A 13,434-nucleotide genomic window follows, 5' to 3' on the forward strand; every position below is an offset into this window, starting at 1 on the left:
TTCCCCTTACAAAGGAAGGGTCCTCTTCCATGCCTTTAGCTCTTTTAATCTTGATCACTTCACTGAATTTTGATGAACGATTTATAGGGAAGAAAGGAATATATTTCAAGTCCTCTCTTCCCTGTAATAAATGTTTTATTTTAAAACTATCAAGCCGTTGCCGAAAGATTTATAGTTTTTTCCCCAAGGTACTATTTTAAAATACTAACTGTCTTATTTTTATTATCCCACATTATTTCAGCATTGAAGACCTCACTTACAAACCGTAGAGGAATGAGTACATTTCCATTAACAATTTGTGCTTCTACATCCATTAGAGTAGGTCTGTTATTCACTTGGACTTGTTTTGCATAAATAGGAATAGAGACGGTTGTTCCGCCCTTTGAAGCGGTCACTGTTTTATTATTTTGATTCCAATCTACTTTGACACCTAAAGCTTCAAAGGTCTGTCTCAGTGGGACTAGCAATCTCCCATCTACTAATTTAGATTTTTGATTAAAAACGATTATTTGGTCACTATCCTTACTTTTGATTTTAGTCGTAATCGTTATATTGTTTTCATACTTTTTTATGTGATGTTTGTGAGTAATTGAGGCGATATTTGCAATTACTGTCTGGGAATGATTATATTCCAGATTCTTTGTTGTTACTGCTAGCACATATGGGTTTTCATCATACACAATAGCAATATCATTATAAATTAAATTCATCGGAATCATGCCGACTTTATGGGCAACTTCAACACCTTTTATTCCAGCGGGGATCGTCGTGCTGTAAATGGTACTTTTTAAGTACTTTACTAACTCTTTTCCATTTGCACTCTTCTGGGAGAATGCATAAAGCTTAGCCGCATAAAGAGTTAAATCTTTCGCAGATGTGATGCTTTTGCCTTGCGGATATGTGTAGGTCCCACCAAGCTTTTTCATGTAATTAATTAAATTCCCTTTTCCGACCTTTTCCATCAACATGATAAATGCAATGTTATCACTATAAATCATGGATCTCTTTACCAGTTCCCGGATGGTATACTTGCTCCCAACCTTTTCATTTTGAATAATCCCGCTTCCGCCATAGTGGTGATGGGATCGATAGGTGAGCTGCTCATCTAAGTTAATTTACCCCAAATCCGCTAACTCCATAATATACAGGGCTTGGGGTAACTTTAACGTACTGGCAGCAGATGCGGCATTGTTCCCATTGTATGAATAGCTTTCGTTTGTAGTTAAGTCCACATAATGAACGGTTATGACTCCTTTTTGTCCTTTAATATAAGCTGCTAGTTCTTTATTGATCTCTTGTTGGAATTGCAAATCTGCCGCTTTTGCCAAATGCACATTCAAACTTGAACTCAATGAAAATATAAGTATAACCAATAATATTAAAATTCTCTTAAGCATGGATTCTTCTAACACTCCTTTTAGTAGTTTAGTAATAAGTCTTTTATATCATGTTTAATTATTATTAAATAGAGTTAATTAGTAAATATATGTATGAATTGTAAAATTTATACCCTTAGATAAAAAACCAGATGTTTATGGCTCTTGAAAAATATAGAAATATCAAGTTTCAAACCTTATCACTGAATTCTGATATCGATTGATTTATGAGCTATGATTATAAATGAATGGGGAGAATAACAGGATTTTTCGCTTTATATTCTCTATTTGATGGTGATTTTGAAGTAGCTACGAAGTTTTATAACCAATAATGCCAACATGCTAGCATTTTACGATAAATAAAAAGAATCCATTTTGAAAAAGGTTAATCAAAATGGATTCTTATTTTGTAGAAATAAGGTTGGTTCTAATTTTCGTTCCGCACGATTATCCCGATAAAAATACCTTAAAAAGCGGAAGAATATAAATATCCAATCATATGATTCTTTTTTTACTTAATTACTCACACAAAAACAAACATGATTTCTTAAATCTGTCATGATCAGTTGATACGAAATACCAGTGATTATCTATTTTCTTATAATCGCTATAGTAATCAAACTCTTTAGCAGTTGGAAATTTACCTGTGGATGAATAAATAAAACCTTCCTGTAAACCGACAAAATCCATAAAGGGTTGTTCAGCTGATTGAAAATAGACAAAAAAGTTATCTTTTGAATGCATTCCTGCTCTTATTGTGTCGGATTTAACTGCATCTATATATTGTGGTGGAGTGTAATACCAGTAAAAACCTTTACTTCCGTATCTATCTGCTTCTTTTTTTATTTCCCCATTGGCTAACATTCTAATGATCTCTTCTCTATCATCTTTATAAAGATAAAAATTGACTTCCGTTCTAATCAATGGTGGCAATACAATCACTATGAATAGTGTTATTAGTTGAATAGTGATTGGAACCCATTTTTTTTTGAATAAATAAGTGATGGAAAAAATAAAGCTGACCGTAAATAACCCATATGATACGAAGGCCAACTTAAAAGATCCATTTCCGACAAGCTTAAACACTGTATAAAACAATAATAAAATACTACTACCTAATACTAAGATGGTTATATATTTTTTCATAATTGTTATCCTTCCTAAAATGTAAATTATTCCTTTCCAAACGACCAATGGCCTAGAAATAATTGCTTAATATTCCTTTTTTATTTTAACATTACTTATAGTAATAACAGGATATTATTGCAAAGGATGACAAGTTTCATTACTTATGGGTATGATGGTCTACGTGCGCTTCTTCAACAATAATTCATTTCTAGATCCTCATTTTCTAAAGGAAAAAAACCCCCATAAAATAAACCCCATTTAACGAATAGTATAAAGTATAGGAGAGCTTAAGGTGAGTGTGGCAATTTTGTCATGCTTTATTTTTAATAAAATTACATTCTTATCGGGACTTACCAATCATTCCCTATATAGCTAAAAATAGCGTCCATTAGGTAATTAAATGAAAAAGTACCAAAGTACTATTTATTGAAAATTTCTCTGCTATACTTTATTTATAACCCCTTACCTAGGTAAGGGGAGCAGGAGAAAATTCTGCAACTTTTATTAACTAGTTTGATAGAGTTACCAACTTAGAGTATAAAGTCATACATACAAAAGTCTGTCAACTAGATTCCATTGTACAATTTTAGGAGGATACTATACATGGCTCAACAATCAAAAAATTACAAAAAGTTCTTAGCTACTTCAATGACAGCAGCAATGGTTGCTTCTGCGATTGCTCCAACTGCTGGATTTGCAGCAGCTAATTTCAAGGATGTTCCAGCTGGGAACTTCTATTTTGATTATGTATCTGCACTTGCAAATGCAAAAATCATTGATGGCCGTCCTGATGGATCATTTGATCTTGGCGGAAAGATCAACCGTGCTGAAGCTTCAAAAATGATTGCAAACATTCTTAAATTAGATACGAAGAAAGCTCCTGCAGCAGACTTTTCTGATGTAGACCAAACGAAATGGTATGCAGAATTCATTAATGCACTTTCTGCAAAAGGTCTAATCAACGGTAAAGGCCAAGGCAAATTTGATCCAACTGGTACATTAACTCGTGGCGAATTTGCAAAAATGGTTGTAGAAGCTTACGATCTAAAACTTAAAGCTGACGGCCCAGCTGCAAACTTCAAAGATGTTGATGCCAACAAATGGTATGCTAAATACGTGACGATTCTTTTCTCACACGATCTAGTTACTGGTACAACTGCAACAACTTTCTCACCAGATGCACAAATCAAACGTGCTGACTTTGCAAAATTATTAACTGAAACTGATTGGGCTAAAGGTTCTACATTAGAAAAGCCAAATGCAGCTGCTCCAGCAGTTGAAAGTGTAAAAGCAGTGAATGCAAAAACAATCGAAGTGAAATTTACTAAAGCTGTAGATGCGAAAACTTTAAAAAATGCTTCTGATGCTGATGTAATTACTGTAGTAGCAGGTCAAGGCGCGAAAGCAGCTGGCGCAATTACTCAAGAGTTAAGTGCTGACGGAAAAACTTTAACTTTAAAAGCTACTAACTTCTTCAAAGGCGACTACACAGTAAAAGTTCCTTTCGAAATCGTGAAGGATGTTGACGGTGAGTTCGTTAAAGCTGTTAACGCTAAAGTAACAGTTAACGATACAACTGCACCAGTATTAGCTTCTGCAACTTCAGTAATTAAAGATACAAAAGATGCGATTACAAAAATCACTTTAACATTTGATGAAGAAGTAACTTCTTTAGATGCTGTGAAAATTGATGGCAAAGGTCATGACTTTAAGCGTGAAGGAAACAAGGTAACTGTTGAAGGTTTAAGCCTTGATGCAGCTAAGTCACACGAAGTAACAGTTGTAAACGCTAAGGATGTAGCAGGTAATGTGAAAGATGTTCAAACTGCGCCTGTACAAGTTACAGTTGATAATGTAGCTCCATCTGTAGTAAGTGTTGTAGCAACTGGTGAAAACACAGTGAAAGTAACTTTGGACGAAGAGCTTGCTGAGTCGTTAAAAGTGACTGCTAAAGTTGGTAGCTTTACAGAAAATATTGTTAAAGAAATAACTAAAGTAAATGAAAAAGAATATATCGTTACATTAAAAGAGCAATACCTATTTAAAAATGGTAACTCTGATGCAGTTACATTAACATTTGCAAAAGGCGATTTAAAAGATGAAATTGGCAACACAAATGCAGAAGATGTAACTAAAACGGTAACTGTTTCTAAAGACATTGCTGCTCCTCAAGCAGTTAAGGTGGAAACTTCTGAAACAAACGGAAAGGTAACTGCTTTCTCAGTAACATACAATAAAGAAGTTGCTAATCCAACAGCAGCTAAAATTTCTGTTGTAAATTCAAAAGGCGAAATCAAAGCTCAAGATAAAGTTGTAAAAAGTGTTGCATTATCAAATGATAATAAAACAGTTATTTTCACACTTGTTAATGGATTAGCTGCAGATCAATATAGCCTTGAATTAGCTGAAGGCTTCGTTAAAGATAAAGCTCTTTCTCCAAATAACAGTGCGAAATATGCATTTAAAGTGGATGTAACAGAAGCTGCTAAACCAGTTGAAACAACGTTTAAAGTTGCTGGTGTAACTGTAGAGGAAAATGTAATCACTGTTGATTTTGGTGCACAAGTGAAAGCTGCTGGCACTGGTTCAGCTCTTAATGCTGCTGCTTACCAAGTAAATGGTGTAACTCTTCCAGAAGGAACTGTTATTGCATTCGGACAAAAAGAAGATAAGTCTCTTGATCAAACTAAAGTTGAAATTACTTTACCAGCTGGTTTTGTTAAAGCTGACGATTCTAAAGCAATCTTCAAAATCAATGACGTTCAAACTTTAGATAACAAAGTAAGCCAACCATTCACAACAACAATTGCTGTTACTGATAACACAGCTCCAGAAGCTCAATCTTTTGAAGCTACAACATTAACAGAAGTAACAGTAACATACTCTGAAGCTATCAAACTTGTTACGAAAAATGGAATTTCAGATGAAATTACTCTTTTAGATAACAAAGGTGCTGGAATTAAAATTACTGACAAGAAAGTAACAGCTGACGGTAAATTAGTTCTAACAGTAGCTGAATCTTCAGCAGTAGCGAAACTAGTTACAAACACAGTTAACGTTGAAAATGCAGATATCCAAGACGCAGCAGGCAACGCTCAAAAAGCAGGCCTAACAATCTCTAAATAAGGTGTCAGACACCCTTCGTGGACATTGTAAGATTTTATCCACACTAGGTGGACACTAGATAATAAGAAGAATGATCCGACATTTGTAAGCAAAATGTTGGATCATTCTTTTTCTATTAGGTGTTAGACACCTTCCGTGGACATTGTGAGTTTTTTTCCACGGCAGGTGTACAATAAATTATTGTCATGGAAATCAAAATAAATAGATAGATAAAAAACTCCCACTATATTTTTCCACAAATTACAAATTGAGTTTCTCTCAAAAATCTTTCATAATTTTAATGTAAACAATTTTATAAAGGTGGGGACATTAGTTGAAGGTTAAAAGTATCATAATAGCGGTTATCGCTTCATTTTCATTGTTCATTTCTTCACAATCAGCTTTAGCACATCCAGGCAGACTTGATGCTAAGGGGGGGCATAACTGCTCTGAACAGTCAAAAGCTGCGGGCCTTTGCACGGGCTATCATTATCATAACGGAACTGAAACAAGTCCGACTCCTTTTCCAGTTGCACCAGCACCAAAAAATTCAGCAGTAGCGGTGTACATAAATGGAACGAAACAATCATATGATCAGCCTCCGGTCATCGAAAATGGCCGGACATTAGTGCCAATGCGTGGGATCTTTGAAAGCTTAGGGGCAACTGTTGATTGGGACCCGCAAAGTAAAATCGTTAAAGCTGGCCATACGGGGACAACCATTGTATTAAAGATTGGCTCCAAGACACCAACAGTTAATGGAAAAGTTGTTCCGATTGATGTACCTGCAAAAATTACAAATGGGCGTACGCTCGTTCCACTTCGCTTTGTCGGTGAAGCATTAGGTGCAAGTGTGAATTATGATTCAGCAACAAAAACAATTACCATTGCCTCTAAAGTAACGGCTGCCTATCATCAATTAGATGGGGTCGTTACGAAGGTTGTTGACGGCGATACAGTGAAAGTTTCTCTTAACGGGAAAGAGGAAACAATCCGTTTGCTTTTGATTGACACTCCGGAAACCGTTCATCCGACTAAACCGGTAGAACCTTTCGGTAAAGAGGCAAGTGACTTTGCGAAACAACTTATGCCTCCAGGTAAGGCTGTTAAAGTGGAACTAGATGTAAGTGAGCGGGACAAATACGGGCGCTTACTTGCCTATGTTTATGCTGATGGACGTATGGTTAACGAGCTTTTGCTTGAAAAAGGCCTTGCTCGAGTTGCCTACGTTTATGTGCCAAACACCCGGTACGTCGACCAATTCCGTGAAATCCAAACCAAAGCTCAAAAGCAACAAATCGGAATTTGGAGTTTAGAGAACTACTAAGGTGTCAGACACCCTTCGTGGACATTGTAAGATTTTATCCACACTAGGTGGACACTAGATAATAAGAAGAATGATCCGACATTTATAAGCAAAATGTTGGATCATTCTTTTTATTTTACAGAAGAGTTATTTAATAAGGTGAAAAACTGCCACTTTTGTTTGTGGATGATCGTCCTATATTATAAGGAGTGATTTTGTGAAAAGTAAGCTTGGTATAACAGTACTATTGTTACTTTTTATCAGTGCATGCTCATTTCAAAAGGTTGATAATGTTAATATTTATGAAATGAAGAGTTTTTCCGACTTTAAAGAGAACTCACTGGTTGTGATTTCGGATTCTAAAGAGAAAAATGTCATTATAAAGGCATTTACAAATGCTGCACGTGAATCTGGTATAGTTAATATGGCGGATCCACATTATAAAGTTGAAATAGGGAACGAGGCATTTTTCCTGTGGATTGGTGATAACTCCGGAACCATCATGAACTTGAATGATACTCATACCATTTATACACTTTCCGAGAAAGCATCCAATCAGATCAAAAAGATAATAGAAGATAAAAAATAGTGGACCCCACCACAAAGAGGGTCCACTACCACTATTCCTTAATAAAAACTAATGCATTATTTAAACCTCTGCCGGGCTTCACTAAATATTGCCCGTTTAGATATAATCCTGAGGAGGCACCTCCGTCTAAATTCATTGCTTGAACTGCGCCCAATGATTGCATGACTTGAGCTAGTTTTTGGATCGTAGTAGTTGCGTTCATTAGGAGTATATCCCCTTGTGAGGTTACCCCAATGGCACTGCGACTAAGGGATTGTTTCAGAATTTTTGCTTCTGTAAATCCTTCACTAGCGGCATCAACGATCACTTTACCATCCTTTACTAAGCTAGGACCGGCACCAACTGCTGTCACCACATCGCTCCAATCAACTTCATTTCCATGATTATTTGAAAAAGACACTTTATATTCTACCTTCATTCCAATTGTAAAACGACTTGCCAAGTATTTTTCACTGCCATGAAGAGAGATAACATTTCCGTTTGGCGGGATGGACACATCTCCACCATTTGAAATCTTTGTCACAACCCCATTAGCAACTACAATATTCGTTCCATAATTAAAGCCTAAAACTTTACCCCATTTCGAAGTAAAGAGATATGATAAATTGCCGTTTTTCGAAGGCAAATGGTTGAGACCAAATGCGTACCAATTATTAGGATGTTGGTAAGAACCATTTGTTGCTCCTTTAATACTAATCTTAAGCTTCTCAAGCTTAACACTTCCATCCTTTGTAAAGCCAAAGGCCGATCCCGTATTACCGATATGAACAACTTCCCCATCGTTGATTATTTGATTCCATGGATCGGGATGTCCCCCATATGCTTCAAAAAATGTTCCATTTATGGCGGCGACGGCATTATTGGATTGAGCCATTGCTGCTAAACTTTGCGTTTTACCGAATTGTCCATTGGCTAAAACTATCTTAGGCAAATAGCCTGCGTTGGCAGGAATTTTTATACCCGTTACACCAACGCCATTGATTGTTTTTTTGAAGCTCGTCACTTTTTCATTTGTGACTTGATTTGAAATTACTTTAACTTGAATGGCTATTCCTGAGTATTTAATTGTGGCTATTTTGCTTGACTGATCCCATGTCACATTGGCCCCTAATGCCTCTGCAATAAAGCGAAGTGGTAGATAGGTAGTTCCGTTATGAATATACGGAGCGGTATCAAGCTGCTGCTTTTTACCGTTCACAACCGCTTGCTTGTTTCCAACCTGTAATACAGTATGAAATCCATCTTTCTTTAAAGTGATTTTTTTAGTAGTTTGCTCCCAATCAACCTTTACCCCCATGCTTTGAAAAACACCTCTAATAGGAATGGTGGCACTGCCATTATTCATTAAACCAGTGTAATTGTTATCTGCCAGTGTAAATGTTGGTAAAAGTAATGTAAGGAGGAAAAATACTAGTGTTGCATAGCCTTTTTTACCCATGATAATTTCCCCTTATTAGTTTAATGTCATATATTGTCATTATAGCATAATGATAGAAATGGTAATGGGGAAATTGGTAAATGTATACTACCTTTTACTCATTTCCAATATTTAGTGCAATATAAATCTCATCCTTATGAACCTCCATGTTAAGATAGTTTAGTATAATAGTAATTCAATGAAATAGAAGGGAGTAATGAAAAAATGAAAGTGTTACGCGTCGTAACATCCATAGTTTTAGCTTCTTTGTTATTTACTAGTCACTTGGAAGCTTCGGCCTCAGCGCTTGTAGGGAAAGGCCTATACATAAAAAGTAATGTAACAATTGAAATTAATGGAAAAAACATCAAAATAAAAGACCCGATCCTTAATAAGTCTGATCATCTTCTTTTACCGATGAGGGATTTATATGAGGCAATCGGTGCCAATGTGTCATGGGATACAAAATCCAAAACAGCGAGTGCTGTTAAAAATGGAAAAACCGTTGCGCTTAAGGTAAATTCCTTAGTGGCTCAAGTGAATGGGAAAAACATTTCTATGAACGTTGCCCCGTTGCTTTATCGGGACAGGACCTATATGCCGCTCAGGTTTGTGAGTGAAAATTTTGATGGCATTGTGCAATGGAATCAGGCGAAGCAAAAAGTTGAAATTACTTTAAATGATTCCATAGGAACTCCGACTCCATCAGAAGCGAACTATGTTCTACATATGAATAATAAAAGAATTATAATGGCTGACCCTGTAATGGTAAAGCAAGGCCGGACTTATATTCCGGCTGATTATTTTTATGAGCATTTAGAAAATGCCTCTGGAACGTGGGGATCCAATCAAGAATTTGAATTGCAAATTGCTGGCTTGAACTTTATTTTTGCAAATGGGAAAAATACCGTCCTTGTGAATCAGGAGCCTGTACAAATAGATGAGGTTCCATTCCTTCAATCAGGTAAAATGTATGTGCCGGTTCATTTTATTGTGAATGCTTTAGGTGGTAATTTACGTATGCTGGCGGACAAAAAGGAAATGTATATTTATCTTAGCCAATATATGTTCAAGAGTGATTTTATTGAGAAATCCTTTGGTGCCACGCCACGGCCAGAGCTTGTGCCAAGTGCCACATTAGAAGGAAACCGTAATTTGCTCGTAAGTGATAATCCGGAGACATTAACTCCAAGTCTCATCCCGAATTCAACTGCTACATTAGCACAGCATCCTGTTACATCTGCCGCTGAAACAAATGAACATCGTGTTTTTGGCTGGCATTTGAACAAGCTTGGGCAAAAAGTGACAATTGGCGTGACTATCCAAAATACGTCAAAGAGCAACAGCATCCAGATCATGAATGCGAAAGGTTACGCCAAAAAAAGCGGGAACAGCTGGCTAAATTATGATATCGGTTTGCCGATTGCTGATGCTGTTTTAAATGAAAGTCTGCAAGATTTAGAGAGTAAAGGTATCGTGATCCAACCTGGTGAAACGAAAATTATTGAAAATTACGAGCTGCATCCAGGCTATACGGTGGGCTTCCTACAAGATTTAGATATTCGTTCTCTAAATGGTGGAGAGAGCAGCTACACCATTCGAACTGTTTTGGCAAAAAATAATGAGAATTTGACACTCATCCAATCGGAGCCGGTTGCGATTGATAAGCTCGCTGCCCATCCAAGAGGTGTTTGGCCGCACTCTACAATTTCGGCAACGTTCCCAGCTAATACTGTAGGTTCAGCGCAAGTTGGTTATAATATTTCCAATGACAAAACAGATCATCTGTTGACTGCGCAAAATTCCTTATCCATGATAAACGGATCTGTCGGGAACCCTGGTCATTTTGGCATGGTGTATAAAGTGAATATCCCTATTGTGAATCCGACATGGGAATCTAAAACTGTAAGGTTAAAAATGGCGGGCAGAGGCGGATTATATAACGGGGCCGTGAAAATGAATGGACAGGTTTATTTAATCCCGACCCTTAAGCCTGGTACGGAATATGTTGAGCTTCCTGATTTTAAGATGAATGAGCAAACCGCCACGATTCAGCTAGAAGTGATGCATGCAGGAGGGGCAAGCTTGCCTGTTGCTATTTATGTCGAAACGAGATAGAAAGTGTTTCAGAAATTGCTATTTGGACATGAAAGATTTCCCGGAAAATATCAAATTATGTAGATAAATGCTGTGTGTAAATAAAATGTCGTCTGATTCGGAAGAACTTGTCCCTGATGTACGAAGTAATCATCAGTGCAGTGAAATGAAACCATGATATTTACATACTGGGTTGAGATTGCAAAATCATGAATGTTTTGTGTAAATAAAACATGTTTAATTGTAACCTTTTCTTTACCAATTAAGTCAAATTATTGGAGATAATACTTCGAGAAGAGGATTTGGTAACTGCAGGGGGGAATTATGATTAAACATTATCGTCTGGTTGGCGCTTCTTTTTTAGTTTTATTATTTGTATATGGAATCTATTTTTTACTTGGGCATCTTAAGAGCGCGATGGAGTATAAGGCTCTTGTTCAAGAATATGAGAAGCCGGTTTTGCCGAAAAAATTGGCAAGTCAATATGATGTGGTTGTAATCGGAGGCGAGCCTGAAGGGGTTGCGGCCGCCGTGTCTGCTGCTCGAAAAGGGGCAAAAACTCTATTAGTAGAAAATCGCGAGGAATTAGGAGGTTTATTTACATATGGCATGTTAAATTTCCTCGACATTCCTCGCGGCGAAAATCGAAAATCGGTAAGTGGGGGCATATATAAAGAGTGGCATGAAATGGTTGGCGGAGACGATGCTTTTGATATTTTAACAGCGAAGGCCGCTTTTAAAAAGCTTGTCGATCAAGAGCCTAATATTACTTTAGTTCCCGAAACCGAGGTGTTGGATTCAATTGTGGTGGATCATCGTGTTGTCGGTGTGAAACTCAAGAATAAGTATGGGAAATATTCGATTAAAGGACAGACCTTTATTGATGCCACCCAGGATGCTGAATTTGCCGTTCAGTCCAATGTTCCTTATTTTCTTGGAGGCGAGGACATCGGATTAAAGGATCGGAAAATGGCCGTTACATTAATGATGCATTTAAAGAATGTTGATTGGAAAAAAGTTAAAGAGGCAGCGAAATCCGGAGAATTTGGCGGGGCTCAAGTGAATAAGTCCGTTGTTTGGGGTTTTTCGGATCTTCATAATCTTTATGAACCGCAGGAGGAAGAAACCCGGCTGCGAGGGTTAAATTTAGTCAAAATAGGCGACGAATACTATATTAATGCGTTACAAATTTTTGGAATAGACGGGTTAGATCGATTGTCTAAACAAGAGGCCATTGAAAAAGGCAAGAGGAATACTAGTCATATTTTGGAATTTTTGAAAAAAGAATTTCCTGGCTTTGAACAGGCGGAGATTGCTAGTTACCCCGACGAATTATACGTGAGGGAAACGAGGCATATTCGCGCGGAGTACCAGCTTCCAATGGCCGATGTGTGGACGAACAAGGATCATTGGGACAGCATTGGGCTAGGGGCCTACCCTGTTGATGTGCAAGCGCAGACCCGGTTTGATTATGGTTATGTTCTTTCTGCGCCGAAGAAATATGCTATTCCTTTTCGATCCTTAGTCCCGCAAGAAATTGATGGTTTACTCGTTGTCGGGCGTTCTTCCGGTTTCTCATCGCTGGCGGCTGGGAGTGCAAGGGTGGTTCCGACTGGAATGGTAGCGGGGGAAGCTGCTGGAGCGGCCGCAGCTTTAGCGATTAACAAACGAGTGACGTTTAGGGAAATGAGCACAAGTAAGGATTTAATTGAGAGCTTGAGGGCTACTTTAGCTAATCAAGGGGCATATTTGAACCATTTCGCAGCTTCCTATCCATATGAAGGAGAATGGTATGATGGGTCCATTCAAATTTTAATGAACTATGGTCTCATTGTTGCCGGCTATAACAACGATCTAAAGGTCGAATCGATTGCGACTAATCTTACATTTGCCAATCTTCTTAAAGAAGTAATTCAACGGGCTAACCCTGGAGAAATGGAGCGGCTGAGAGATAAAGTAGATAGCGTTTATTATCGGGTGTATCATACAGGGAGTAATCCGATTACAAGAGATGAAGCAGCAGGATTTTTGACAGAAGTGATTTGGGGCCTATCCGGTCCAAACAGTTGGGAAACCCTAATTGAAAAAGGACTCATCACCAAAGAACTAGCCCAAAACATCCCAGACAACAGAGAACTCAAACTCAAAGAACTCTTCGCCCTCCAAGCCTCCCTCCTCAACTATATGGTGTCAGACACCTTACGTGGACAGGATGCTGATTTTTCCACTGTGGGTGGACAGTAACGCAAAAAGGTGTCAGACACCGCCCGTGGACAGTTGCGATATATTTCCACTGTATGTGGACGGTAATGGGTTAAATAAGTAAGGGTAGCTATTCATAAGTGAATGGCTACCCTTTTTAAATTGTTGCAAAGAGGAAGAGCTACATATTAACCAATGGCATATTAAGTATTTT

The 13,434-nt window shown here is 37.6% G+C and carries 8 protein-coding genes and 1 pseudogene; 5 read left to right on the plus strand and 4 right to left on the minus strand.

The window, feature by feature from the left end:
* Positions 1-191 precede the first annotated feature (191 nt).
* The 3 genes and pseudogenes from F7731_RS27175 to F7731_RS10415 form a co-directional block, all read right to left on the minus strand.
* A complete protein-coding gene (locus tag F7731_RS27175) occupies positions 192-680 on the minus strand; it encodes a copper amine oxidase N-terminal domain-containing protein (protein ID WP_343032859.1) in 489 nt (162 codons plus the stop codon).
* Positions 654-1,397 (minus strand): annotated as a pseudogene (locus F7731_RS27180) (serine hydrolase); the annotation flags it as partial. The pseudogene F7731_RS27180 and the gene F7731_RS27175, both read right to left, overlap by 27 nt.
* A gap of 498 nt (positions 1,398-1,895) precedes the next feature.
* Positions 1,896-2,522, minus strand: a complete 627-nt coding sequence (locus F7731_RS10415) for a hypothetical protein (protein ID WP_151534714.1) — start codon at positions 2,520-2,522, stop codon at positions 1,896-1,898.
* Between the two features lie 585 nt (positions 2,523-3,107).
* On the opposite strand from F7731_RS10415, the gene F7731_RS10420 reads away from it, so the two are divergent.
* The 3 genes from F7731_RS10420 to F7731_RS10430 all read left to right on the plus strand — a co-directional run bounded on the left by F7731_RS10420 (position 3,108) and on the right by F7731_RS10430 (position 7,504).
* A complete protein-coding gene (locus tag F7731_RS10420) occupies positions 3,108-5,630 on the plus strand; it encodes an S-layer homology domain-containing protein (RefSeq protein ID WP_151534715.1) in 2,523 nt (840 codons plus the stop codon).
* Positions 5,631-5,943: 313 nt separating this feature from the next.
* Positions 5,944-6,936, plus strand: coding sequence for a stalk domain-containing protein (locus F7731_RS27185; protein ID WP_343032855.1), 993 nt, complete (start codon positions 5,944-5,946; stop codon positions 6,934-6,936).
* Positions 6,937-7,132: 196 nt separating this feature from the next.
* Entirely contained in the window at positions 7,133-7,504 is a 372-nt protein-coding gene (locus F7731_RS10430; protein WP_151534716.1) for a YhfM domain-containing protein, read from the plus strand.
* A 31-nt stretch (positions 7,505-7,535) separates the two neighbouring features.
* Here F7731_RS10430 and F7731_RS10435 read toward each other — a convergent pair whose 3' ends face one another.
* Complete coding sequence (locus tag F7731_RS10435; protein WP_151534717.1) at positions 7,536-8,942, minus strand: stalk domain-containing protein; 1,407 nt, start codon at positions 8,940-8,942, stop codon at positions 7,536-7,538.
* Positions 8,943-9,146: 204 nt separating this feature from the next.
* Here F7731_RS10435 and F7731_RS10440 point away from each other — a divergent pair, with 204 nt between their 5' ends.
* On the plus strand, positions 9,147-11,039 hold the full coding sequence (locus F7731_RS10440; protein ID WP_151534718.1) for a stalk domain-containing protein: 1,893 nt from the start codon (positions 9,147-9,149) through the stop codon (positions 11,037-11,039).
* 303 nt (positions 11,040-11,342) lie between these two features.
* Positions 11,343-13,262, plus strand: coding sequence for an FAD-dependent oxidoreductase (locus tag F7731_RS10445; protein WP_151534719.1), 1,920 nt, complete (start codon positions 11,343-11,345; stop codon positions 13,260-13,262).
* The last annotated feature ends 172 nt before the right edge of the window (positions 13,263-13,434 follow it).

This window comes from Cytobacillus depressus, from assembly GCF_008923245.1.
Classification (GTDB): domain Bacteria; phylum Bacillota; class Bacilli; order Bacillales; family Cytobacillaceae; genus Cytobacillus; species Cytobacillus depressus.